General features: G+C 66.6%; 22 protein-coding genes. 14 read left to right on the forward strand and 8 right to left on the reverse strand.

Annotated features, from left to right (window positions below; translation table 11 throughout):
- Nucleotides 1–2: 2 nt before the first annotated feature.
- Nucleotides 3–2345 carry a type II secretion system secretin GspD gene (gspD, locus tag CFB46_RS04425; protein ID WP_089499371.1) on the reverse strand — a complete coding sequence of 781 codons (2343 nt, stop codon included), beginning with the start codon at nucleotides 2343–2345 and terminating at the stop codon, nucleotides 3–5.
- A 382-nt stretch (nucleotides 2346–2727) separates the two neighbouring features.
- On the opposite strand from gspD, the gene CFB46_RS04430 reads away from it, so the two are divergent.
- Nucleotides 2728–3219, forward strand: a complete 492-nt coding sequence (locus CFB46_RS04430; RefSeq protein WP_027783131.1) for a lytic transglycosylase domain-containing protein — start codon at nucleotides 2728–2730, stop codon at nucleotides 3217–3219.
- Nucleotides 3220–3373: 154 nt separating this feature from the next.
- Entirely contained in the window at nucleotides 3374–4687 is a 1314-nt protein-coding gene (locus CFB46_RS04435) for a GTP-binding protein (protein WP_027783132.1), read from the forward strand.
- Nucleotides 4688–4816: 129 nt separating this feature from the next.
- Here the strand turns inward: CFB46_RS04435 and CFB46_RS04440 are convergent, their stop codons facing one another.
- Complete coding sequence (locus CFB46_RS04440; protein WP_006401505.1) at nucleotides 4817–5095, reverse strand: HU family DNA-binding protein; 279 nt, start codon at nucleotides 5093–5095, stop codon at nucleotides 4817–4819.
- A 388-nt stretch (nucleotides 5096–5483) separates the two neighbouring features.
- On the opposite strand from CFB46_RS04440, the gene mnmC reads away from it, so the two are divergent.
- The 7 genes from mnmC to CFB46_RS04485 all read left to right on the forward strand — a co-directional run bounded on the left by mnmC (nucleotide 5484) and on the right by CFB46_RS04485 (nucleotide 14357).
- The gene (gene mnmC / locus CFB46_RS04445; protein ID WP_027783133.1) at nucleotides 5484–7415 is read left to right on the forward strand and encodes a bifunctional tRNA (5-methylaminomethyl-2-thiouridine)(34)-methyltransferase MnmD/FAD-dependent 5-carboxymethylaminomethyl-2-thiouridine(34) oxidoreductase MnmC; all 1932 of its coding nucleotides are present in this window, start codon (nucleotides 5484–5486) and stop codon (nucleotides 7413–7415) included.
- Nucleotides 7416–8085: 670 nt separating this feature from the next.
- On the forward strand, nucleotides 8086–9300 hold the full coding sequence (locus tag CFB46_RS04460; RefSeq protein WP_027783134.1) for a cation:proton antiporter: 1215 nt from the start codon (nucleotides 8086–8088) through the stop codon (nucleotides 9298–9300).
- A 14-nt stretch (nucleotides 9301–9314) separates the two neighbouring features.
- Nucleotides 9315–10430: a YbdK family carboxylate-amine ligase gene (locus tag CFB46_RS04465; protein ID WP_027783135.1), complete on the forward strand. Its 1116-nt coding sequence runs from the start codon at nucleotides 9315–9317 to the stop codon at nucleotides 10428–10430.
- Nucleotides 10431–10937: 507 nt separating this feature from the next.
- Nucleotides 10938–11576, forward strand: coding sequence for a MarR family winged helix-turn-helix transcriptional regulator (locus tag CFB46_RS04470; protein ID WP_027783136.1), 639 nt, complete (start codon nucleotides 10938–10940; stop codon nucleotides 11574–11576).
- 28 nt (nucleotides 11577–11604) lie between these two features.
- Entirely contained in the window at nucleotides 11605–12315 is a 711-nt protein-coding gene (locus CFB46_RS04475) for a glutamine amidotransferase (protein WP_027783137.1), read from the forward strand.
- Between the two features lie 209 nt (nucleotides 12316–12524).
- Nucleotides 12525–13637 carry an NADH:flavin oxidoreductase/NADH oxidase gene (locus tag CFB46_RS04480; protein ID WP_089499372.1) on the forward strand — a complete coding sequence of 371 codons (1113 nt, stop codon included), beginning with the start codon at nucleotides 12525–12527 and terminating at the stop codon, nucleotides 13635–13637.
- 177 nt (nucleotides 13638–13814) lie between these two features.
- Nucleotides 13815–14357, forward strand: a complete 543-nt coding sequence (locus CFB46_RS04485) for an SET domain-containing protein (RefSeq protein ID WP_027783139.1) — start codon at nucleotides 13815–13817, stop codon at nucleotides 14355–14357.
- A gap of 135 nt (nucleotides 14358–14492) precedes the next feature.
- Here the strand turns inward: CFB46_RS04485 and CFB46_RS04490 are convergent, their stop codons facing one another.
- Both CFB46_RS04490 and CFB46_RS04495 read right to left on the reverse strand, forming a co-directional pair.
- A complete protein-coding gene (locus CFB46_RS04490) occupies nucleotides 14493–15977 on the reverse strand; it encodes a sensor histidine kinase (RefSeq protein WP_027783140.1) in 1485 nt (494 codons plus the stop codon).
- A 120-nt stretch (nucleotides 15978–16097) separates the two neighbouring features.
- Nucleotides 16098–16790 carry a response regulator gene (locus tag CFB46_RS04495; RefSeq protein ID WP_006401494.1) on the reverse strand — a complete coding sequence of 231 codons (693 nt, stop codon included), beginning with the start codon at nucleotides 16788–16790 and terminating at the stop codon, nucleotides 16098–16100.
- A gap of 122 nt (nucleotides 16791–16912) precedes the next feature.
- Here CFB46_RS04495 and CFB46_RS04500 point away from each other — a divergent pair, with 122 nt between their 5' ends.
- Entirely contained in the window at nucleotides 16913–17143 is a 231-nt protein-coding gene (locus CFB46_RS04500; RefSeq protein WP_027783141.1) for a DUF3717 domain-containing protein, read from the forward strand.
- 93 nt (nucleotides 17144–17236) lie between these two features.
- Here CFB46_RS04500 and CFB46_RS04505 read toward each other — a convergent pair whose 3' ends face one another.
- Together CFB46_RS04505 and phhA are read right to left on the reverse strand one after the other, a co-directional pair.
- Entirely contained in the window at nucleotides 17237–17614 is a 378-nt protein-coding gene (locus CFB46_RS04505) for a 4a-hydroxytetrahydrobiopterin dehydratase (RefSeq protein ID WP_256980638.1), read from the reverse strand.
- A gap of 61 nt (nucleotides 17615–17675) precedes the next feature.
- Complete coding sequence (gene phhA, locus CFB46_RS04510) at nucleotides 17676–18566, reverse strand: phenylalanine 4-monooxygenase (RefSeq protein ID WP_027783143.1); 891 nt, start codon at nucleotides 18564–18566, stop codon at nucleotides 17676–17678.
- Between the two features lie 138 nt (nucleotides 18567–18704).
- Between phhA and CFB46_RS04515 the strand changes: the two genes are divergently transcribed.
- Nucleotides 18705–19190 (forward strand): Lrp/AsnC family transcriptional regulator, encoded by a 486-nt coding sequence (locus CFB46_RS04515; protein ID WP_006408082.1) that lies wholly within the window; start codon nucleotides 18705–18707, stop codon nucleotides 19188–19190.
- Between the two features lie 64 nt (nucleotides 19191–19254).
- Here the strand turns inward: CFB46_RS04515 and CFB46_RS04520 are convergent, their stop codons facing one another.
- Nucleotides 19255–19788, reverse strand: a complete 534-nt coding sequence (locus CFB46_RS04520) for a class IV adenylate cyclase (protein WP_027783144.1) — start codon at nucleotides 19786–19788, stop codon at nucleotides 19255–19257.
- Nucleotides 19789–19984: 196 nt separating this feature from the next.
- The gene (locus CFB46_RS04525) at nucleotides 19985–20884 is read right to left on the reverse strand and encodes a LysR family transcriptional regulator (protein ID WP_027783145.1); all 900 of its coding nucleotides are present in this window, start codon (nucleotides 20882–20884) and stop codon (nucleotides 19985–19987) included.
- Nucleotides 20885–21297: 413 nt separating this feature from the next.
- On the opposite strand from CFB46_RS04525, the gene CFB46_RS04530 reads away from it, so the two are divergent.
- The 3 genes from CFB46_RS04530 to CFB46_RS04540 all read left to right on the forward strand — a co-directional run bounded on the left by CFB46_RS04530 (nucleotide 21298) and on the right by CFB46_RS04540 (nucleotide 24945).
- Nucleotides 21298–22983 carry a GMC family oxidoreductase gene (locus tag CFB46_RS04530; protein ID WP_089499374.1) on the forward strand — a complete coding sequence of 562 codons (1686 nt, stop codon included), beginning with the start codon at nucleotides 21298–21300 and terminating at the stop codon, nucleotides 22981–22983.
- A gap of 430 nt (nucleotides 22984–23413) precedes the next feature.
- Nucleotides 23414–24193 carry an ABC transporter ATP-binding protein gene (locus tag CFB46_RS04535; protein ID WP_027783147.1) on the forward strand — a complete coding sequence of 260 codons (780 nt, stop codon included), beginning with the start codon at nucleotides 23414–23416 and terminating at the stop codon, nucleotides 24191–24193.
- Nucleotides 24190–24945 carry an ABC transporter ATP-binding protein gene (locus tag CFB46_RS04540; protein ID WP_027783148.1) on the forward strand — a complete coding sequence of 252 codons (756 nt, stop codon included), beginning with the start codon at nucleotides 24190–24192 and terminating at the stop codon, nucleotides 24943–24945. Before CFB46_RS04535 ends, CFB46_RS04540 begins: the two co-directional genes overlap by 4 nt.
- Nucleotides 24946–24993: the final 48 nt, after the last annotated feature.

Below are 24993 nucleotides of genomic sequence, written 5' to 3' on the forward strand. Positions count from 1 at the left end.
GCTCACTGCGAGGCTCCCGGCGCGGTGGTCAGCGGCTGTTGCGGCACCGCCTGCTGCGGCACGCTCTGCGGCTGCGCGGGCGTCGCCTCCGGCAACGGCTGGGCCGGCACCGGCGCCACCTGGCGCTGCAACTGCTGGCGACGCATCTTGTCGAGATCGAACAGGTTGCCGGCCGGCGTGCCGCCCTGGCTCGGACCGATCGGCATCGGCGGGACGATCGGGTCGTCCTTGTCGCGCATCACGTTGTTGTCCGACTTGTATGCGCCCGTCACGCCCTGGATGTAGTCGTAGCGGTTGGCCGTCACTTCCTGCGCGGTACTGCGATCGGAGATGATCACCGGGCGCAGGAATACCATCAGGTTGGTTTTCGCGCGCACCTTCGATTCCGAACGGAACAGCTGGCCGATCCACGGGATGTCGCCGAGCAGCGGCACCTTGCTGTTCGATACCTGGTAGTTGTCCTGCATCAAGCCGCCGAGCACGATGATCTCGCCGTTGTCGGCCAGGATCGTCGACTGGATCGAGCGCTTCGTGAAGGTCGGGCCGGTCTGCGAGCTGGTCGTGCCGGCGACGACCGCGGAATCCTCGGTATAGAGCTGCAGCTTCAGGATCCCGCCGTCGGTGATCTGCGGCTTCACGTGCAGCGTCAGGCCGACGTCGCGACGATCGTAGGTATTGAATGCATTGCTCGTGGTGCCGCTCGTCAGGTTCGAATACGAGCCGGTCGCGATCGGCACGTTCTGGCCGACGACGATCTTCGCTTCCTCGTTGTCGAGCGTGATCAGGTTCGGCGTCGACAGCACGTTCGCGTCGTTCACGCCCGCAAAGTACTGCAGCAGCGCGCCGAGCCCTTGCACGCCGAACATGTTGTGCAGCCAGCCGATGTTGAGCCCTTGGGCCAACTGGCCGAGATTGGAGGCCAGCCCGCCACCGGTGACCCCGCCGGCTGCGTTGGTCAAGCCGCCCGCCGTCAGGTTGACGATGCTGTTGCCCAGGCCGCCCGACGGATTCAGGTTCGTGCCGCCGAGGAACTGGCCACTCGCCACCTGCCACTGGATGCCAAGGTTGCCGGACGTATTCGAATTCAGCTCGACGATCAGCGCTTCGATGTAGACCTGCGCGCGCCGCGCGTCGAGCTGGTCGATCACCGAGCGCAGGTTCCGGTAAACCGGATCGGACGCGGTGATGATCAGCGAGTTGGTCGCCGAGTCGGCTTGGATCATCCCGCCCGGCTGGTTGTCGTCGTTCTTCTCCTTGTCGCCGCCGAGCAGGCCGCCGCTGCCGAGGCCGCCACCGTTGGACGAGCCGCTGCCGTACGCCGACGAAGACGACGAACCGCCAAGGCCGCCCGATGGCAGCGGCGGGGTGCCCGACGTGCCGGTCGAGAAGTTGCCGCTCGACGACGAGCCGCCGCTCTGGTTGAAGCTGTTCGCATCGTTGGACGACGCCGACGAGCCGCTGTCGTTGCCGCCCTTGCCGAGCATCCCGCGCAGCGTCTTCGCGAGCTTCACCGCATCGGCGTTGCGCAGCGGCACGACGTGCATGTTGCCGGGCACCGCGCTCGGCGCATCGAGCTGCTGCGCGAGGCGTTTCGCGGCCGCGAGGCGCGACGCGTTCGACGCACGCAGCAGCAGCGAGTTGGTGCGCGGGTCGGCCGTGACCGATACCTTCAGCGTCGCGTCGCTGTTGCCGATCGCGCCCGGGTCGAGCATCTTCTGCATCTGCGCGGCGAGGTCGATCGCGTTCGCGTTGCGCAGCGTCACGACCTGCACCTGCGAGCCCGCGGCGCTGTCGATGCCCGAGATGATCTGCGCGATGCGGCGCACGTTGTCCGCATAGTCGGTCACGACGATCGTGTTGTTCGCCGGGTAGGCCGTCACCGTGTTGTTCGGCGAGATCAGCGGCCGCAGCACGGGCAGCAGGTTGTTCGCCGATTCGCTGTGCAGTTCGAACACCTGCGTGATCACCTGGTCGCCGCGCGCCTGCGGCGCATTGCCGACATAGGTCGGCACGCCCTGCAGCTTCGCGTCGGCTTCCGGCACGACCTTCAGCACGCCGTGATCCTGCACGAGCGCGAAGCCCTGCATGCGCAGCGCGGACTGCAGCGTCTTCAACGCCTGGTCTTCCGGCACCGGCCGTTCGGCCACGAGATTGAGCTGCCCCTTCACGCGGGGGTCGACGATGATGGTCTTGCCGGTCGCGGCGCCGATCGCCTTCGCGACCTGGTCGATATCCGCATTCACGAAGTTGAGCGTGACCTGAGCGTAGGCGGCCTGCGAGACGATGATGCCGGCCACGAGCAGGGTCGTGGCGATACGCCGCATAACGAAGCGATTTCTTGTCATGGATGAATGGGTCGATGCCGGCTCAGGCCACTTCCGGCGGTAGTGCTGGGATCCAGGTCCGAAAGAGGCGACATTAGCAGTTTTTCATGTCCGAAATATCACATTGATCCGAAGACTGTCTCACATACGACATGTATCCGGCGAGCCGTATGCAATATGTAAGGATCGATGTCATACTCCGCATGCCGGCCGTCGCCTCCCGCCGCCGTCCCAATTTCGCGATGAACCGACACGGAAATGCGGTATAACCGGGCTGTCGTATTCCTGCCTGTCGCAATCCGGCGGTCTGCCGGTATGATACGGGCGGCGCGTTTCTCGTCGCACTAATAAACAGGCACGGGTTTTCCCGGAGCTTCGCGCAATTCCTTTTCGTTTCCGCACGATGAACAGACGGTTCGCTTCGATCGCGTTGATCGCCGCCGGCGCGTGGTTCGCCAGCGGCAACGCACGCGCGGACTGTTTCGACGAAGCGGCCAAATACCAGCAGGTCAATCCGCTGATCCTGCGCGCGATCGCGTGGCAGGAGTCGCGCAACCGGCCCGGTGCGCTGAACAAGAATACGAACGGCTCGGTCGACTACGGCCTGATGCAGATCAATTCGATCCACCTGCCGACGCTGTCGCGCTACGGGATCGGCCGCGACACGCTGATGGAACCGTGCAAGAACGTGTACATCGCCGCGTGGCATCTCCGACAGAAGATGAACCGCTACGGCAACACGTGGCAGGCGGTCGGCGCCTATCATTCGGAAACGCCGTCGCTGCGCGACAAGTACGCGCGGCAGATCGCCGGCATCCTGACGCAATGGAAGTTGCTGCCCACGCAGACTGCTCAAACTGCTCAAACCACTCCGGCCTCTCAGGCCGCGCAGTGATGCCGCGCCGCATCGCCGGCTGACGCCGGGTCGGCCGGCGCGCGTTTGATGCACAATGCGGGCTGACGCCGCCGTTTCGCCCGCGTGCGGGCCGAACGCGCCCCGGCAGGGCGCCGCGGCCGCTTTTTCATCTTTTCCGTTGGTGCATATCATCATGAATCCGGCAATGAAACAGCCGTTGCCCGTCACCGTGCTGTCCGGCTTCCTCGGCGCCGGCAAGACCACGCTGCTCAACCACGTCCTCGCGAACCGCGCGGGCCTGAAAGTCGCGGTGATCGTCAACGATCTCGCGGCGGTCAACATCGACGCCTCGCTCGTGCGCGACGCGCAGGCGCTGTCGCACGTCGAGGAACGCCTCGTCGAAATGTCGAACGGCTGCATCTGCTGCACGCTGCGCGACGATCTGCTCATCGAGATCCGCAAGCTCGCGTCCGAGGGCCGCTTCGATGCGATCATGATCGAATCGACCGGTATCGCGGAGCCGATGCCGATCGCCGAAACGTTCACGTTCGTCGACGACGACGGCGCGTCGCTGTCGGCCGTCGCGCGGCTCGACACGCTCGTGACCGTGGTCGACGCGTACAACTTCCTGCGCGACTACGGCTCCGACGACGCGCTCGCGACGCGCGGCATCGCCGCGTCGGAAGACGACGACCGCACGCTCGTCGAGCTGCTGATCGAGCAGATCGAATTCTGCGACGTGCTGGTGATCAACAAGGCCGACCTGGTCGCCGCGGACGATCTCGCGCGCCTGCAGCATATCCTCGCACGCCTCAATCCGCGCGCGCACCAGGTCGTGTCGACGTTCGGCAACGTGCCGCTCGACGAAGTACTGAACACCGGCCGCTTCGATTTCGACGAAGCCGCGAATGCGCCGGGCTGGCTCGCGTCGCTCGACCACGATCACACGCATTGCGACGACCCCGACTGCCATGACGACCATCATGCGCACGTGCACGGCGAAGCAGACGAATTCGGGATCGGCAATTTTGTTTACCGCGCGCGCCGGCCGTTTCACCCGGCACGGCTCTGGGCGCTGCTGCATCAGGAGTGGCCGGGCGTGCTGCGCAGCAAGGGTTTCTTCTGGCTCGCGACGCGCAACGACATCGCGGGTTCGCTGTCGCAGGCGGGCGGCGTATGCCGGCACGGGCCGGCGGGTTCGTGGTGGGCGGCGCAGGATCGCGCGGAATGGCCGGACGACGACGAGCTGCTCGCTGAAATCCGCGCCGAATGGCTGGGCGATCTCGACGATCGCACGGTCGGCGATCGCCGGCAGGAACTCGTGCTCATCGGCATCGCACTCGACGCCGATGCGTGGCGCACGAAACTCGACGCGTGCCTGCTGACCGATGCGGAGTTCGCACTCGGCGCGACGGGATGGGCGGCGTTCGACGATCCGTTCCCGGCGTGGGACGTCGATTCGCACGACGACGACGATCACGGCGACACGCAGATCGTGCATGCGTGATCGCGTGTAACGGCTCGTAAAAGTAACCGTTAACTTTTGCAAGAGCGGTGCGGACTGTGGCGAAAATGCCGCGCGCGCCCAACAAAAAACCCGCCGAGAGGCGGGTTTTTTTCTGGAACAGGCGCGGGTTTAACGCTTGTTGACGGCGTCCTTGAACGCCTTGCCAGCCGTGAACTTGACCGTCTTGGCTGCCGGGATCTTGATGGTTTCGCCCGTCTTCGGGTTGCGGCCCGTACGTGCTGCGCGCTTGCCCGAACCGAAGCTGCCGAAGCCGATCAGCTGAACCGCATCACCCTTCGACACGGCCTTCTTGATGACTTCGAGCAGCGTGTCCAGCGTTTCGCCGGTTTGAGCCTTGCTGGCGCCCGTTTGGGCGGCGACGGCGTCGATCAGTTCCTGTTTGTTCATTAAGGTTCCTTTATCAGGTTAGGTTGACACGAACAGCGCGAACGCGCCGATTATACGTGCGCGAACCGTGCCGTCGAGAGTCAGACTCCGACGACACAGCGCCGAATCCTGGCCCGCGCGACGCGCCCTCCGGCTTGCCGGCGGCCACCCCGCGGTACGGCGTTGCTATGATAGCGCAGCGCAAACCCAATAACGACAAGGGTTTCAAAGATTTTCATCGGTATTTCGCCGAATGAATCGTCGATTGACCGTTTTTTGACCTGCGCCAACCGGACAGGATACGCAGCGTGGTCCGCCCGTACGTCACCCCGTTGCCCTTTTCCAACGGCCGGTCGGACGGCCTCCCGCAATCCCTTGCCAGGCTTGGCCGCCACGTTTTTTGTTTCGCATGCCCGACCGACTTGTTTACGCCACGCTCGCGCTTCGCGACGACGGCACGCTCGTCTCGCCCGAGTTCGGCGAGCTTCATCGCGGCGCATCCGGCACGCTCGCGCACGCGCATCGCGCGTTCGTCGCGGGCAACGGGCTGCCCGCCCGCTGGCAGCGGCGCAGAACGTTCACGATCGTCACGACCGAGTTCGGCGCGGGCGCCGGCTTCCTCGCGGCCTGGGCCGCGTGGCGCGACGATCCTGCGCGCTGCGAACGGCTGCATGTCGTCGCGCTCGAGCCGCACCCGTTCTCGCGCGACGACCTGCGCCGCGCGGTTTCCCATATGGTTGCAGGCACAACCATATCGGCAGACGTCGGCGCATTGATCGATGCATGGCCGATCCTCGTGCCGGGCCTGCATCGGCTCGAATTCGACGAAGGACGCGTGGTGCTCACGCTCGCGTTCGGCAATGCGATCGATCTGTCTAAGAAGCTCGTCGCGCGCGCCGATGCGTTTTTTCTCGATGGCGCCGCGGCATCGAACGACGGGATCCGCGCATTCGCGAAAATCGCCGGCGAACACGCGACGTTTGCGACGCATGCAAAGTCCGACGACGTAAAACACGCGCTCGGCGAAACAGGTTTCACGTTCCGCGAAGTCGACGATCGTCTCGTCGGCGAATATGCGCCGCGCTGGCGCGCGCGCCGGCACGAGCCGCCGCGTGCACTGCCCGTTGCAGCGCGCCGCGCGATCGTGATCGGCGCGGGCCTCGCCGGCTGCGCGGTGGTCGAACGCCTGGCTGCGCGCGGCTGGGACGTCACGCTGATCGAGCGGCATGAACGGATCGCGAGCGAAGCGTCGGGCAACCCGGCCGGGGTTTTCCATCCGTTGATGACGCGCGACGACAACGTCGCGAGCCGGCTCACGCGCGGCGGCTTCCTGCACGCGATCGCACGCTGGCACGCCCTCGAACGCGCGGGGCATGCGTTCGCACGCAGCACGCACGGGATGATCCATCTCGCCGAATCGGCCGACGACTTTGCGCGGATGCGCGACGCGTTCGATGCGTTCGGCGCACCGTCCGACTACGTCACCCTGCTCGATGCCGAGGCCGCGCGTGCGCACCTGAATCTGCCGGTCGCGCATGGCGGCCTGCTGTTTCCGCACGGCGGCGCCGTCTGGCCGGCCGGGCTGTGCGCCGCGCAATTTGCGGCGGCCGGCGAGCGCGTGCGCCTGCTTGCGTCCACCTGCGTCGCGCGGCTCGAACGGCGGGGCGACACCTGGCATGCGCTCGACGATACCGGCGCCACGCTGGCCGATGCGCCCGTCGTCGTGCTCGCGAACGCGGGCGACGCCGCGCGTCTTGCCGGGCTGCGGCATATCGCGCTGCAACCGGTGCGCGGCCAGCTCACGCTGTTGCCGCCGGGCACCACGGCGCCGCTGCCGTGCCCGGCGATCGGCGACGGTTACGCGGTCCCGCTCGACGACGGCACGCTGCTGATCGGCGCCACGTTCGAACCCGACGATACCGATCCCGCGATGCGGACGGCCGGCCACGTCGAAAACCTCGAGCGCGTGCGGCATCTGCTGCCGGGCCTGATCGGCGACCTGCCGGACCCCGCCGCGCTGCGCGGGCGCGTGGCGTTCCGCTGGGTCGTCGGCGACCGCCTGCCGCTCGTCGGCCCGCTCGCCGACGAAGCGCAGGCCACCGCGAACGCACGCGCGCTGGGCGGTGCGCAGGCGCGCGACCTGCCGCGCATGCCCGGCCTCTACGGCGCATTCGGCTTCGGTTCGCGCGGCCTCGTGTGGGCTGCGCTCGGCGCCGAGCTGATCGCGTCGCAACTCGAAGGCGAGCCGTGGCCGCTCGAGCGCGAACTCGCCGACGCGGTCGACCCCGCCCGCTTCCTGATCCGCGCGCTGCGCGCACGCCGCGTCGGTTGGACGGGCTGATCGGCCGCGCCTTTCTCACAGTTTTCCGATTTTCCCGTGCAAGGTTATCCACGCCATGCTGTGGATAACCGCGCGAAATCCGCACGCACTTCGTGTGTAATCACAGTGGACGTAAACTGGGTAACTCGGCACAGCTGTGAAGCGGCCCGAAAGTTGCTCAACTCAAACGTCTGTGCACGAACAGCCTGTGCAATCGGTTATGGTTTCGCCAACGCCTTGATATGGCAGCGTAAACCGGAGTTATCCACAGAACTGTGCGCCCTTTGTTAACTTCTACTATGTATATATACAAGTAAACCTTTGAAACCAAAGACCTGTGGTGCCGCACAGCGCCGCGAGTCGATTCAATCGGTTCCAGAGCGAAAAAGCTGTGGCACAATCGGTTTCCTTCGCGTTCGTTCGGCCAGGCGCCGGACATGCTTCAATGGAACGGTCGGCACGATTTCGAATCTGAATCTTCGAGACAGCGCTGTCCGTTCACACACCAGGCCGACAATCCAGATCGGCAACCTGAACGACGTTCCGCCTTGTGGCGGAACAGGCGGACCCCATGTACCGCCATCGTCGAGCACAACAATCACATTCGGGGCGATACCCAGCCGGCGCGCATCCATTCCTGACGCTTGACCCCGCGTCGCTGGCGGTTGCTTCCAAAGGAGAAGTCACCACGATGAAGTCGGCGTTCTCATTCCTGCCCAACTGGCCGCTTGCGCCGGATGCCGTGTTCTGGGCCGGGCTCGCGCTCTTCGCAGCCGGCCTGTGCGGCGAGCTGTGCTATCGCGCGTGGCGCCTGCCGCGCATCACCGGCTATGCCGTGATCGGCCTGATCGCCGGTTCATTCGGATTCGGCGTGATCGACGCGAGCACCGACGAAACCTCGCGACTGCTGATGGACGTCGCGCTCGGCCTGCTGCTGTTCGAGCTCGGCAGCCGCCTCGACCTGCGCTGGATCCGGCGCAATCCGTGGCTCGTCGCGTCGAGTCTCGCGGAAGCCACGCTCACGTTCGTGCTCGTGCTGTTCGTGATGCTCGCGCTCGGCGTATCGGGGATGGTCGCGCTGGTGCTGTCGGCGATTGCGATCGCGACGTCGCCGTCGATGGTGATCCAGCTCAAGACCGAACTGCGCGCGGAAGGGCAGGTGTCGCAGCGTCTCATCACGCTCACCGCGCTCAACAGCGTGTACGCGATCGTGCTGACCAAGCTCGTGACGAGCTGGCTGCATCAGGAAGCGTACGGCAACGTTTTCGCGACGATCCTGCAACCGCTCTACCTGCTCGCCGGTTCCTTCATCGTCGCGTATCTTGTCGCGCGTTCGTGCAATTACCTGTTCCGTCACATGACCGCGACGATGCGCGACGAGCATTCGTTCGTCGCGCTGTTCGGGCTCGTGATGCTCGCGATTGCCGTCGCGCAGGCGTTGAAACTGTCGACGCTGCTCACGCTGCTGCTCGCCGGCATCATCGTGAAGAACCTCGAAGCGCGGCCGCAGCTGTGGCCCGAGCATTTCGGCACGGCCGGATGGCTGCTGACGGTGGTGCTGTTCGTGCTGACGCTCACGTCGTTCACGTGGGGCGACATCGCGCTCGGCGGGCTGCTCGCGATCGTGCTGATCGTCACGCGGCTCGTCGCGAAGCTGGCCGGCGTCGTCGCGTTCGCGAAGCCGAGCGGCATCGGGATGAAGCAGGGCATCGCGCTCGGCATCGCGCTCACGCCGATGTCCGCGCTGTCGTACCTGCTCGTCGACGATACCTACCAGCTCTATCCGAATTTCGACCCGCACCTGCGCGCGATCGTGATGTGCTCGATCGTGATCCTGCAGCTCGTCAGCCCGTTCGTCGTCTACCGCTGCCTGTCGGCGGTCGGCGAACGCAGCGACGGCAACTGATTCCGGAACCTGCCATGGCACTCGAAACCTTCGTCAATTCCGAACCGTTCACGTTCGGCGTCGAACTGGAGATCCAGGTCGTCAACACACACAACTACGACCTGACCAAAGCGGCATCCGACCTGATGCGCCTGATCCAGGGCGAGACCTTTCCGGGCAACATCACGCCGGAAATCACCGAAAGCATGATCGAGCTGTCGACCGGCATCTGCCATTCGCACGAGCAAGCCGTCGGCGAACTGCATGCGATCCGCGACGTGCTCGTGAAGGCAGCCGACCAGCTCAACGTCGGGCTGGCCGGCGGCGGCACGCATGCGTTCCAGCAATGGAGCGACCGGCAGATCTACGATGCGCCGCGCTTCCAGTACATCTCCGAGCTGTACGGCTATCTTGCGAAGCAGTTCACCGTGTTCGGCCAGCACGTGCACATCGGTTGCCCCGATCCCGACAGCGCGCTGTTCCTGCTGCACTCGATGTCGCGCTTCATCCCGCACTTCATCGCGCTGTCCGCGTCGTCGCCATTCGTGCAGAACGTCGACACGGGCTTCCATTCGGCACGCCTGAATTCGGTGTTCGCGTTCCCGCTGTCGGGCCGCGCGCCGTTCGTGCTGACCTGGGACAGCTTCGAGGAGTACTTCACGAAGATGGTGAACACGGGCGTCGTCAATTCGATGAAGGACTTCTACTGGGATATCCGGCCGAAGCCCGGCTACGGCACGATCGAGGTGCGCGTGATGGACACGCCGCTGTCGGTAGATCGCGCGGCGGCGATCGCCTGCTACATCCAGACGCTCGCACGCTACCTGCTGACCGACCGGCCGCTGAAGCTGTCGGAGGACGATTACCTCGTCTACACGTTCAACCGTTTCGAAGCGTGCCGCTTCGGGCTCGAAGGCACCTGCGTGAATCCTCAGACGGGCGAGCGCCGCACGATCGCGGAAGACATCCTCGACACGCTCGACCGGATCGCCCCGCATGCGGCCGCGCTGGGTTCGCGCGCGGCGCTCGACGAGATCGGTGCGCTCGCGAAGGCGCGCGTGAACGACGCATCGTGGTTGAGAACCGTTTTCAAACAGGAAAAATCGCTGAACGAGACGGTCCGGCAGCAGTGCTTGCGTTGGCGCGAGTGAAAAAATGTTTTGCAGATTGCGGGATCGACCGCGGCGCGATTCACTGAATGGCGTTCGCTGCCATGTCCGGCCGAAATCGTCGTCGGGCGTCCTGAAAATCTGTGGATAACCCGATATTCCACTGCAAAGTCAATGCTCTGCGGGCGGGATAACCCGGTGGATCATCAGCGTGCGGCCGATGGCCGATCCGAACAGGAAAATACCGGCGCGCCCCGTTTCGCGGGCGCGCGACATTGCACGCACAACGAAAAAATCCGGTTATCCAGCGATTTTCCACAGAGTGCAGGGGATAACTTAGCTGTGCGATTTTCCGCTCTCGCTTAGAATGTCGGCTTTGCGGACACCGGAAACGATGCGTGTCTCTCCGGTCGCCGCGAACGCGACCGCCGCGTGTGCCTCGCGACGGCCGTGCTGACGCCACTCGAAAGAGTGCGTCTGTTTTGAGATGGATTCGATCTCCACACTACGGCCGCTCGGCCATCCGGGCGGCGGCAAAGCGAAAAGACTATGAGCGAAGGCGTTTACGGGAACCAGGCTGCGGGACGTGTGACCCACAGCCTGCTGCGGTTGAGCACGGCCATGCGGAGCGAGGCATGGGATTGGGCGGAAGGCGCTGGCCTTACGCCGACGCAGGGCGAGATTCTCGTGCTGCTGCTGCAGCGCAAGGGCCCGATGCGGCTCGGCGAGATCGCGCGCGAGACGCAGCTCACCGCAGCCACCACGAGCGATGCGGTCAGCACGCTCGAGACGAAGGGGCTCGTCGAGAAGCGCCGTGCGCTGGACGACGGCCGGGCACTGGCCGTGCGCCTGTCGGCGCGTGGCCGTACGGCCGCGAAGAAGGCGCTGCAATGGCCTGAATTCCTGACGAAAGCGGTCGGCAAGCTCGGCGCGGACGAGCAGGGCACGCTGTATCGCGCGCTGCTGAAGACGCTGCGCGAGCTGCAGGTGGCCGGGGCGACGCCGCCGCAACGCATGTGCCTCACGTGCACGCATTTCCAGCCGGGCAAGCTGTCGAAGAAGACCGTGCATCACTGCGCGGCGCTCGACATCTCGATGTCCGACAGCGATCTGCGTCTCGACTGCTCGGTGCAGGAAGAAGCCGACGCGGCGACGCAGAAGAAGACCTGGAAGATTTTCGCAGGCTGACGTCCGTCGATCGACCGGGAGGCCGATGATGAACGCTGAAGTCGTGGCGATCCGCCACGTGCATTTCGAGGATCTCGGGAGCTTCGAGCAGGTGCTCGGCGAACGCGGTCGACGGGTGCGCTACGTCGATGTCGGATCGTCGCGGGTCGAGGTGCTCGATGTGCTCGAGCCGTCGCTGCTCGTCGTGCTCGGCGGGCCGCTCAGCGTGTACGACGATGCGCAGTATCCGACGATCGCGCCGCTCCTGGCGCTCGTGCGCCAGCGCATCGACGCGGGGCTGCCGATCCTCGGCATCTGCCTCGGCGCGCAGTTCATCGCACGGGCGCTCGGGGCGCACGTCTATCCGGCCGCACGGCACGAACTCGGCTGGACGCCACTGACGCTCACCGACGCCGGTCGTGCGTCGCCGTTGCGCCATCTCGACGGCGCGACGACGTCGATGCTGCACTGGCATGGCGATACGTTCGACCTGCCGGGCGGTGCGATCCATCTCGCGTCGACGCCGGCCTGCCGCCACCAGGCATTCGCATGGGGGCAGCACGTGCTGGCGCTGCAATGTCATCCCGAGATCCGCACCGAGCGCTTCGAACCGTGGCTGATCGCGAACGCCGGCGAAATCGCCGCGACGCCCGGTGTCGACGCGCGCCAGTTGCGCGCCGATACCGCGCAGCAAGGCCCCGCGCTCGAGACGGCCGCACGGCGCATGTTCGCGGAGTGGCTCGACAGCGTCGGGCTCTGACGTCGCGGGCAGCCGCGCCGCTGCCAAGCTTGGGTCCAGTCTGCATCCGTTGCGAGCCGGCGCATCGCCGTACACCGCACGTTCCGTGCACCGCCGGCATCCGGCCGGCCGTACCTGACCATCCGCTTACTGTCGATCGCGCCGTCTGCACGCTTCAGGCGTGCGTGCTACGCTCGTCCGCTCTTTCCCTTTCCTGACGAGCGGCTTCCATGACAGCGCTGTTTTCTCCGTTCACGCTGCGCGGCGTAACCCTTCCGAACCGGATCGTGATTTCCCCGATGTGCCAGTACTCGGCCGAACGCGGCGAAGCGACCGACTGGCACATGATTCACCTCGGCCATCTCGCGCTGTCGGGCGCGGGGCTGCTGTGCATCGAAGCGACCGCGGTGGAACCCGACGGGCGCATCACGCATGGCGACCTCGGCCTGTGGGACGACGTGACCGAAGCCGCGCTGAAGCCGGTGCTGGCCGCGATCCGCAAGCATTCGCCGGTCCGCGTCGCGATGCAGTTGTCGCATGCGGGGCGCAAGGCGTCGAGCGCGGCGCCGTGGGAAGGCGGCCAGCTCGTGCCGGTCGCCGACGGCGGCTGGTTGGCCCACGGGCCGTCGGCCGTGCCGCACAACGACGGCGAGACGCCGCCGCTCGCACTCGATGCCGCGGGCCTGAACCGCATCCGCGACGCCTTCGCGGCGTCGGCCCGGCGGGCCGCGCGGCTCGGTATCGATGCGATCGAAGTGCACGCGGCGCACGGCTACCTGCTGCATCAGTTCCTGTCTCCGCTCGCGAACCGGCGCACCGACGAATACGGCGGCTCGCGCGAAAACCGGATGCGGTTTCCGCTCGAGATCTTCGAGATCGTGCGCGCCGCGTTTCCGGAAGACCGGCCGGTCGGCGTGCGCGTGTCCGCGACCGACTGGGTCGAAGGCGGTTGGGAGCTCGACGATACGATCGCGTTCGCGCACGAACTGAAGCGCCGCGGCTGCGACTGGATCGACGTGTCGTCCGGCGGCGTGTCGCCGCTCCAGAAGATTCCGCTGGCGCCCGGCTACCAGGTGCCGTTCGCGCAGGCCGTGAAGCGGGCGGTCGGCATGCCGACGATCGCGGTCGGCCTGATCAACGAACCCGGGCACGCGGACCGGCTGATCGAGGCCGGCGACGCCGATCTCGTCGCGATGGCGCGCGCGATGCTGTACGACCCGCGCTGGCCGTGGCACGCGGCGGCCGAACTCGGCGCGCAGGTGACGGCGCCGCCGCAATACTGGCGCTCGCAGCCGCGCGAGCACAAGGCGCTGTTCGGCGACGTCGCATTCGGCCAGCGCTGAGCACATCGCGCAATATTGCGCGCGATGTTGAACGAAGCAATCGTGAACGTGTAGGATGCGGGTGATTCGCCGCATGCCCCGACGCGGCACCGACCGGTGCCGCGTTTTCGTTTGGTGCGGCGCCCGGCCGCGATCGCGGCCGCTTCCATTCAAGTCGTCTTCACAAGGGATCGTTCGATGAGTTCACGCAGGATCGCGGTGCGCCGCTCGGGAGTACACGGCAAGGGCGTGTTCGCCGTGGCGCCGATCAAGGCCGGCGAGCGCGTAGTGGAATACAAGGGCGAGCGAATCTCGTGGAAGGAAGCGCTGCGCCGTCATCCGCACGACCCGAGCGAGCCGAATCATACGTTCTACTTCGCACTCGACGAAGGCGGCGTGATCGACGGCAAGATCGACGGCAACAGCGCGCGCTGGATCAACCATTCGTGCGCGCCGAACTGCGAAGCCGAGGAGGTCAAGGGCCGCGTGTACATCCACGCGCTGCGCGACATCGGGCCGGAAGAAGAGCTGTTCTACGACTACGGCCTCGTGATCGACGCGAAGCTGACGAAGAAGCTCAAGCGCGAATACGCGTGCCACTGCGGGGCGGAGTCGTGCCGCGGCACGTTGCTTGCGACGTCCGACGAAGGCGGAAAGAAGAAAAAGAAGAAGGACAAGGACAAGGACAAGAAGGACGGCAAGTCCGCGTCCGGTTCGAAGGACAAGAAGAGCAGGAAGTGATGCAGGCGGCAGCGCATCTCGCGCTGCCGCTGTCGTTTCAGCCGACGGTTGCCGCATCGTAGCGGGCCGTCGTTCGCTTTCCTTTTCCGGCGGGCCACCCGGTCAACGGGCCGGCGGCTGCCCGCCGCGAATCGCTCAGTGCGTCGGCGCCGCGGCCGGCGTTTCGCTGGCCGGTTTCTCCGTATGCGCGGCGAGCGGCACCCTCACCACGAAGCGCGAGCCGCCTTCCGCTGCGTCCTCGTACGACACGGTGCCGCCGTGCATCGCAATGATGTCGTGCACGATCGCGAGCCCCAGCCCGGCGCCCGTTTCGACGCCGTTGCCGCTTTGCGCGTCGCCGCGGAAGAAACGCTTGAACAGGTCGGCCTGCTGGTTGGCGGGCACGCCGGGGCCGTTGTCCTCGACGACGATCTCGGCGGCAGGCTGGCTGTCCTCGAGCGCGGCGCGCGCGACGTTCACCGTGATCCGCGCGCCGTTCGGCCGCGCGAGCGGCACGTACTTCAGCGCATTGTCGAGCAAGTTCGCGATCACCTCGCGCAGCAGCACGGGGTTGCCGCGCACGATCAGCTTCTCGTCGTCGCCTGCGTCGTCGCTGCGCTGGAAGCCGAGGTCGACGTGCGACGCGAGCGCGCGCGGCACCCATTCGGCTCCCGTCTCGAACGCCATCGCCGCGAGATCGACATCGACGAAGCGTGCGGCCTGTTCGCCCGGCTCGGCACGCGCGAGCGACAGCAACTGGTTGGACAGCCGCACCGCGCGGTCCGCGGCCGCGCGCAGCTCGCGCACCGCGGCGTAGGTCTGGTGCGGGTCGCGCGCGACGGCCGCCTGCTCGGCATGCAGCTTCACCGCGGTGAGCGGCGTGCGCAACTGGTGGGCGGCATCGGCGATGAACTTGCGCTGCGCGTCGAGCGCGGTCTTCAGGCGGCCGAGCAGCGCGTTCATCGCGCTCGTCAGCGGCCGGATCTCCAGCGGCACGTCGGTTTCGTCGACCGGTTCCAGCGACGTGTGGGTCTGCCGGTTCAGCGAATCGGCGAGATGCGTGAGCGGGCCCAGTTGCTGGTTCACGACGCGCCACACGATGCCCCAGCCCGCGAGCAGCAGCAGCAGCAGCGGCATCATGATCGCGACGAGGAATTCGGCCGCGATCCGGTAGCGGTGCCGTACCGGCTGCGCGACTTCGACGACCATCGGCCGGCCGCCTTCGACGTTGTCGACGCGCACCTGCGCGACCCGCACCGCGCGGTTGTCGTATTCGGCCTCGAACACGTACGCATGATGCATGCGGCGGACGTTGATGCCCTGCAGCGGCAGCTTCGGGTCGCCGGCGAGTTCCTGCTCGCCGTCGCTGATCCGGTAGATCAGCGCTTCGGCCGGATCGGAGAACATCGCCTGCGCGAGCGGCGGCACCGTGAACGGCGCGTCGGGGCCGGCGATCTGGATCTGTTTGGAGATGGCGGTCGCGAGATCGGCGAGCGAACGGTCGATCACGTGCTGCGTGTATTGCCACGCGAGCCAGTAGGCGATCAGGCCGCTCATCAGCGCGAGCATCGACAGCGGGGCGGCGAGGCGCCGGAGCAGCGAGCGGCGCAGGCTGGTGGTCACAGCCGGATCAGGAGACATTTCGACGGGCAAATGGATAAGCGCCGCTCACGGGGAGCGGCGCGGTCGTACGCCGGGAGCGGCGACGCGGAGCCGCACGCATGCGCCGACGGCACGCGGCCGGCCGGCGCGCGGCGTCGCTCAGACGCTCGCCGTCTGGCGGATTTCCTGCAGCAGGTAGCCGAAACCGCGCACCGTGACGATTTCGACTCGGCACTGTTCGAGTTTCTTGCGTACGCGGTGCACGTAGACTTCGATCGCGGTGTCGCCGAGATCGCCGCCGAAATGCGTGAGGTGATCCTGCAACTGGGCCTTGCTGACGACGCGGCCGTGACGCAGCAGCAGCATCTCGAGCACCGCGAATTCGCGCGGCGACAGTTCGAGCGGCTTGTCGTCGTTGAAGATGCGGCGGTCGACGCCCGACAGCCGGACGCCGCCGAGCGACACTTCCGGACGCGGCATGTCGCTGTGCGGGCCGCTGCGGCGCATCACCGCGCGGATGCGCGCTTCGAGCTCGGCCGGCTCGAACGGCTTGAGCATGTAGTCGTCGGCGCCGGAGTTCAGGCCCTGGATCCGGTCGTTCAGCTCGTCGCGTGCGGTCAGCACGATCACGGGCGTGTGGCGGTTGGTCTGGCGGAAGCGCGTGAGCAGCGTCATCCCGTCGATGCCCGGCAGGCCGAGGTCGAGGATCACGAGTTCGTGGCGGTTTTGTGCCAGCGCCTGTTCGGCAAAAATGCCGTCATGCACCATGTCGACGGTGAAGCCAGCCTGCTCGAGGCTGCTCTGGATACCGCGTGCGATGGGGCGGTCGTCTTCGATCAGAAGGAGTCGCATGAAGTTCGCTCAAGTACAATGGGTTGGCGGTTCAGGCACGCGGACAGCACGAAGCCGTTTCCACAGGGGTGCCGCATCGCCTGACATCAAGCATGGCGGCCAGCGAACGATTAGATCCAATCATGTCCGATATTTCGATCCACGACCTAGAAGCCGCGATCAATTTCTGGCGCGCCCGCTCGCCGTCGAGCGGCGACGAACTCAAACTCTGCGAAGAGGCCAGCGCGCTCTCCAAGCCGTATGCGCTGCTGATTGTACAGCGCGAAAGCGCGCTGCAACTGGAAGGTTTGGACCCCAAGGCGCGGAAAGCGTACGAGACTTACGCGCGCCTTAAGGATGGCTTGGAAAGCTGAAGGCTTTCGCTGAGTACATCCTAGAAAACGTTTAGCGAAATGAAAAGTTGACGCGCCGCGCATCGAAAAGACGCGCGGCGGTAGAGGCGGGACTCAGGCGCCCGGTTGCGCGTGCGCGGCGGCGCCGTCGATGAACCGCGCGAGTTCGATGTCGCGCTCGGTCAGGCCGTCGGCGTCGTGGGTCGACAGCGTGACGTCGACGCGGTTGTACACGTTGAACCATTCCGGATGATGGTTCATCTCCTGCGCCTTGATGGCGACGCGCGTCATGAAGCCGAATGCCTCGTTGAAATCGGCGAAGCGCAGGCGGCGCTGGATCGCGTCGCGGCCCGGCACGGCCGTCCAGAGCGGCAGGCCTTCGAGCCGGGTCTTGCGTTCTTCGGATGTGAGCTTGTGGATCATCTTGCACCTCTCGTTCGGTAACGGCGCCCGCGCACGGCTGCGCCGCGCGGCGCAGCCGGCATCGTTCATTGTTTCATAGTTGTGCAAAGGGTGACGGGCGGCTGGCGCCGCGGCGCCGGCGTGTCATGCGTCACGCGTCGTCGTCGGGCCAGCCTTCGCCCGTGCCGCGATGCAGCACGCGGTCGGTCTCGAGCACCGCGCCGGCCGCGAATTCGGGCAGCGCCGCGAGCCGGTCGGCCAGCGCGCGACCGTCGACGTCGGCGAGCGCGAACAACTGCGCGAAATCGTCGATCACGAAGTAGGTCTTCTGGAACGTGTCGATCCGATACTTCGTGCGCATCACGCGCTCGAGGTCGAACCCGAGCCGGTTCGGCGCCGCGCTTTCGAGGCTGTACAGGCTTTCGCCCTTGCTCGACACGATCCCGGCGCCGTAGATCGACAGCCCGTTGGTCCCGCGCGGGTCGCGGATCAGCCCGAATTCCACCGTATACCAATAGAGGCGCGCGAGCCGCGCCAGCGCCGCTTCGTCGTCGGCGACCGCGAGCGCGGTGCGGCCATACGCCTGCATGTAGTCGGCGAACACCGGATCGATCAGCAGCGGCACGTGGCCGAACAGGTCGTGGAAGCAGTCGGGTTCCTGCAGGTAGTCGAGCTGATCGAGACGGCGCATCCACCAGGTGACCGGAAAACGCCGGTTCGCGAGGTGCTCGAAGAACACGCGGTCGGGCACGAGGCCCGGCACCGCGACGATTTCCCAGCCGGTCACGGGCTTCAACTGGCGGTTCACGTCGGCGAACGACGGCACGCGATCGACCGGCAGGTCGATCTTGCCGAGCCCGGCGACGAATGCATCGCACGCGCGGCCGCGCAGCAGGGCCGACTGGCGCGCATAGAGCTGCGTCCATACCGCGTGGTCGACCTGGCCGTAGCGCTGCAGCGGCTGGTCGATGGTGAAATCGGCGCGGGTTTCGAGGCCCGCATCGAACTGCTCCTGCAGTTTCGCGGTGACGACGGTGGACATGATCAGGCTCTGCACGCTGAGGTTGGGACCATGCAAGTGTAGAGCGGGCCGCGCGCGGAATGGGCGCATAGTTGGCGTTCAATCGCTCAATGATGCGATAATCTCGCATCAAACCATGAATCAATGCGGAGAATGTTCATGCTGGAACTCGATCACTTCGATCTCGCGCTGCTGGACGTGCTGCAGCGCTTCGGTCGCGCGACGCATCAGCAGTTGGGCGAGGAGGTGCCGCTGTCGCCGTCGCAGATCGGCCGGCGGCTGCAGCGGCTCGAGGCGGCCGGCGTGATCGAAGGCTACCGCGTGATGCTGCGGCCCGAAAAGCTCGGGCTCGGCGTGACCGCGTTCACGAGCCTGAAGCTCAAGCATCACGGCGATTCGATCATCGAGCAGTTCCAGCAGCAGATCGACGTGCTGCCGGAAGTGCTCGAATGCCATGCGGTGGTGGGCGATGCCGACTACCTGCTGCGGATCGTCGCGCCGGATCTCAACGCGCTGTCGCAGTTCGTGATGAAGAAGCTGATGCGGGTACCGGGCGTCGACAGCGTGCGCTCGAACATCGTGCTGACGACCTTCAAGCGCAACGGCGCACTGCCGCTCGCGCATCTGGCGCCCGGCGCCGCGTGACGGGGAGGAGCCGCGGCACAGGCCCCGGGGGCGTCCCGTGCGGGGCGCCGTCGGTGGGGCCGGATCAGGCCGTTTCGGGTTGGGTGTCGGCGTTCAGCAGATCGACGTACGCGACCGCGACGAGATCGTCCTGCGCCACGCCGAGCTTCGTGAACACCTCGTGCGCTTCGGCTTCGCCGCCGGCTTCGTCGTCGTCCGGGCCGAGCACGACTTCGAGCTCGATGAAGTCACCGAGGCCGTCGACGCGGTCGAGGTGGATGCGGGTTCGGCCCGCGAGGTACACGTGCCGCTCCTTCGTCACGATCCCGCGCGTGGTCAGTGCGGTCGCGAGCAGCGAATGCATCGCGTCGGGGTTCGTCACCGGGCTGCGCGTGTAGTACGACGCCTTCGGGCCATCGCGGTCGTCGCGCTGATAGAAGATCAGCTCGGCCGGCGTGCCGTCCTCGAAGCGGCGCAGCTTCAGCCGGCCGCGCGGCACGTCGTAGAAGAAATCCTGCTGGCGGTAGAACAATGGTGCTTCGGTCGCGAGCTGAGCCGCCTGTTCGCGCAGCCGGTCGAATTCGCGGGCGCGGGCTTTGATCTCGATGTTGCGGGCCATGCGGGTCTCCTTCAATCGGGGTCTCGCGGTGTGCGAACGCACAATCTAGCAAAAAGCCTGCAACGATGGCGTGACGACCGGACGGGACGCGGCGACACGACGCGGGAGCGGGCGATCCGGTCCGTCACGGCGATCCGCGGAATGCGTCAGGCGGCGAAACCCGAGGCACAACCGGCCGCATCGACATCAGCAACGCTCATATCGCCCACTGCGTTTCGATCAACCGCAGCGCGGCCGCGATCGCCGGTTCGTCGCGCCGCTCGGCGAGCGTCACGAACGTCAGTTCGGTCGGCACCGTCACGCGCTCCACGATCGTCAGCGCATGCGCGTGCGCTTCGGCCAGCGCGGTCGAATCGCGCGCGAGCGTCAACCCGATCCCCGATTTGACGAGGTCGAGCATCGATTGCTCCTGGTCGACCTCGGCGACCTTCACCGGCTGTGCGCCGGCGTCCGCGAAACGCCGCGACAGCAGCCGGTGATGCGCGGACGCCGGCGGCGTCCAGATCCACGGCAGCGCGGCGAGCGCGCGCCAGTCGTGCGCGCGCTGTACGCGCTCCTTCCAGCCGGCGGGCGCGAGCACGCGGTACTGGAAATGCGTGAGCGTGAGGGTGTGGAACAGCGCGCCGTCGAGCGGATCGTCCTCGCCCGGCCGGCCGATGTAGTAGCCGACGTCGAGCGCCCGCGCGCGCACCTGTTCGATCACCCAGCCCGACATCCCGTGCCGCAGCGCGGTCTCGATCTGCGGATGGGTCTCGACCAGCGCGCGCAGGAAGCCGCCGAGCCGCAGGAACCCCGGGTCGAGGATCGTGCCGATCCGCAGCCGGCCGCGCACCTCGTGCCGCAGCGCGGCAGCGGCGCGCTGCACGTCGGCGGCCGCGGCGAGCGCGCGTTCCGCGTGCGGCAGCAGCGTCTGGCCGTCGCGCGTGAGCGCAAGGCCGCGCGACGTGCGCGTGAACAGCACGACGCCGAGCGTTTCCTGCAGATGCTTGATCTGCAGGCTGACGGCCGGCTGCGTGAGGTGCAACTGCGCCGCGGCGCGCGTCAGGTTGCCTTCGCGCGCGACCGTCGCGAACGCGCGGAGCAGGGTGAGATCCATCGTCGTGATATGAGCGTAGCTTATAACGCGGTTCAGCATAACTCATTGGATCGGCGGCCGGGCGCGGGAGTACGCTTCATCGGGTCGTGCGCGCGGGCAGCAGGCGCGGTGCGACGCGACGCACTATGCTGAAAAGGCGCGCGGCATCGCGCCGCGCGGTGCAATAACAAAGAGGTTTGGAGCCGAGTGAGCGCTGAAGCGCCAACTTGGGTCGACCGCCGTGGGGATGGAGTAAGCCGCTGAAGCGGCAACTCCGTCCAGCCACGCCATGGGACCCGAGTAAGTGCTGAAGCGCCAACTTGGATCGACCGCCGTGGGGATGGAGTAAGCGCTGAAGCGCTAACTCCATCCAGCCACGCCATGGGACCAGCGTAAGCGCTAAAGCGCTAACGCTGGTCGACAGGAGACAAGCAGTGACTACTCAACGCACGCTCGAGGTCGAATTCGACTACGTGATCGTCGGCGCAGGCACCGCGGGCTGCGTGCTCGCGAACCGCCTGACCGAGGATCCCGACATCCACGTGCTGCTGCTCGAAGCAGGCGGCAAGGACGACTATCACTGGATTCATATCCCGGTCGGCTATCTGTACTGCATCGGCAACCCGCGCACCGACTGGCTGTACAAGACGCAGCCCGAAGCGGCGCTCAACGGCCGGGCGCTGTCGTATCCGCGCGGCCGCGTGCTCGGCGGCTGCTCGTCGATCAACGGGATGATCTACATGCGCGGCCAGCGCGAGGACTATGACGACTGGGCGCGGGAAACCGGCGACGCCGGCTGGTCGTGGGACAGCGTGCTGCCGATCTTCAAGCGCAGCGAGGATCACCATGCGGGCGCGAGCGACGCGCACGGGGCGGGCGGCTACTGGCGCGTCGAGAAGCAGCGGCTGCGCTGGGAGGTTCTCGAATCGTTCGCGCAGGCCGCGCAGCAGACGGGCATCCCCGCCACCGACGATTTCAACCGCGGCGACAATGCCGGGGTCGGCTACTTCGAAGTGAACCAGAAGCGCGGCGTGCGCTGGAATACGTCGAAGGCGTTCCTGCGGCCCGCGATGGCGCGCCCGAACCTGACCGTGATCACCGGCGCGCACGCGCAGCGCGTGATCTTCGACGGGCGGCGCGCGGTCGGCGTCGAGTACCACGGCGGCGGCACCGATTACGTCGCGCGGGCGCGGGCGGAGGTGCTGCTGACGTCGGGCGCCGTGAATTCGCCGCAACTGCTCGAACTGTCGGGGATCGGCGACGGTCGGCGGCTGCAGGCGCTCGGCATCGACGTCGTGCAGCATCTGCCGGGCGTCGGCGAAAACCTGCAGGATCACCTGCAATTGCGGATGGCGTTTCGCGTCGACGGCGTGCGCACGCTCAACACGCTGTCCGCGCACTGGTGGGGCAAGCTGATGATCGGCGCCCAATATGCGCTGCTGCAGCGCGGGCCGATGTCGATGGCGCCGTCGCAACTGGGCGCATTCGCGAAATCGGACCCGGACGATCCCGCACTCACGCGCCCCGATCTCGAATACCACGTGCAGCCGCTGTCGCTCGAACGCTTCGGCGAGCCGCTGCACGGCTTCAACGCCTTTACGGCGTCGGTCTGCCATTTGCGGCCGACGTCGCGCGGCAGCGTGCACGTCACGAGCGCCGATCCGGGCAGCGCACCGTCGATCGCGCCGAACTACCTGTCGACCGATCACGATCGGCACGTCGCCGCGAACGCGCTGCGTCTCACACGCCGGATCGCGTCCGCGCCGGCGCTCGCGCGCTATCGTCCCGAGGAAATCCTGCCGGGCCCGCAGTACCGGACCGAGGCCGAACTGATCGATGCGGCCGGCGCCATCGGCACGACGATCTTCCACCCGGTCGGCACCTGCCGGATGGGGCGCGCCGACGACGAGCGCGCGGTGGTCGACAGCCGGCTGCGCGTGCGCGGCATCGCCGGGCTGAGAATCGTCGATGCGTCGGTGATGCCGTTCATCACGTCGGGCAACACCAATTCGCCGACGTTGATGATCGCCGAGCGCGCGAGCGACATGATTCGTGCCGACCGCCGTGCGGCGCGCGAAACGACGTCGGTGCGAACCGAGGCCGCGGTGACGGCTGCATGACGGCCCGCTGACACGCGCGCCAGCGCGCCGTCATGCACACCCGCTGATTCGCTATGCGAAGCATGGCTGACGTCGCTTCTGCTCGAACGGCAAGATCCGTGCAAGCCGCGCCGTCGCGCGGCTTTTTTTCGGCGCGCGTGCCGCGTCCTGCAGCAGGTCAACGCGTGATGATGCACGTATCAAAAAAGCGTGGAGAAAAACCGCACGCAGTCGCGTCCGATATGGCGGCCACCCCTATAAGTGCAAATCCCGATGATTGCACTGCACCAACGGCGCGACAATGTTGCGCAATGTGCATACGCGTCGGCGCGGGAGACCACCCTCGAGGCGTACCACGGCGCCCGGGGGCAGCCCGCTGATCCGCTGACCTGTTCGCGGCCGCTTGCGCCAGGCTTCCCGGTGCTTCGCCTGACTTCGTACGGAAGGGAACATGATTCTCGGCGACACGATTCTGGAAACACGCGGACTGACGAAGGAATTCAGGGGCTTCACCGCCGTGAACGGCGTCAACCTGCGTGTGCGGCGCGGTGCGATCCATGCATTGATCGGGCCGAACGGCGCGGGCAAGACCACCTGTTTCAACCTCCTCACCAAATTTCTGACGCCCACGGCCGGCCAGATCGTCTTCAACGGCATCGACATCACCGACGAGCGGCCCGCGCAGGTCGCGCGGCGCGGCATCATCCGCTCGTTCCAGATCTCGGCCGTGTTCCCGCATCTGAGCGCGCTGCAGAACGTGCGCATCGGCCTGCAGCGGGCACTCGGCACCGAATTCCATTTCTGGCGCAGCGAACGCACGCTGAAGCGGCTCGACGATCGCGCGATGGACCTGCTCACGCAGGTCGGCCTCACCGATTTCGCGCACGTGCCCACCGTCGAGCTGGCCTACGGCCGCAAGCGCGCGCTCGAGATCGCGACGACGCTGGCGATGGAGCCCGAACTGATGCTGCTCGACGAGCCCACGCAGGGGATGGGCCACGAGGACGTCGACCGCGTGACCGCGCTGATCAAGAAGGTCGCGAGCGGCCGCACGATCCTGATGGTGGAACACAACATGAACGTGATCGCGGGGATCTCCGACACGATCACCGTCCTGCAACGCGGCGAGGTGCTGGCCGAAGGCTCGTATGCGGAAGTGTCGAAGAATCCGCTCGTGATCGAGGCCTACATGGGCAGTGCCGACGCGGCGCTCGCGGGGGCGCACGCATGAAGCACAGCGAACGGGAGGAACGCGAATTGAGCGGCGTCGAGAGCGGTACGCCTGCGCTGGAGATCACGGGCCTGGAGGCCTGGTACGGGGAATCCCACATATTGCACGGTGTCGACCTGACCGTGCATCGCGGCGAGGTCGTCACGCTGCTCGGCCGCAACGGCGCGGGCCGCACGACGACGCTGCGCGCGATCATGGGCCTCACGGGCCGCCGCAGCGGGTCGATCAAGGTCGCGGGCCACGAGACGATCGGCCTCGCGACGCACCGCATCGCGCATTACGGCATCGGCTACTGCCCGGAGGAGCGCGGGATCTTCTCGAGCCTGTCGTGCGAGGAGAACCTGATGCTGCCGCCGCTGATCGGGCCGCGCGAGCATGCGATGTCGCTCGACGAGATCTACGCGATGTTCCCGAACCTCGCGTCGCGCCGGCAGAGCCAGGGCACGCGGCTGTCCGGCGGCGAGCAGCAGATGCTCGCGGTCGCGCGGATCCTGCGCACCGGCGCGAACCTGCTGCTGCTCGACGAGATCTCCGAAGGCCTCGCGCCGGTGATCGTGCAGACGCTCGCACGGATGATCGTCGCGCTGAAGGCGCGCGGCTACACGATCGTGATGGTCGAACAGAATTTCCGCTTCGCCGCGCCGCTCGCCGACCGCTTCTACGTGATGGAGCACGGCAGCATCGTCGAGCATTTCCGCGCGTCCGAACTGGAAGGCAAGATGCCGACCCTGCACGACCTGCTCGGGGTGTGACGCCGCCCCGTTTCCCTTGCCGCTAGCCGTGGCGGCCCTCGAACAACC

Source organism: Burkholderia sp. HI2761, assembly GCF_002223355.1.
Lineage (GTDB): Bacteria > Pseudomonadota > Gammaproteobacteria > Burkholderiales > Burkholderiaceae > Burkholderia.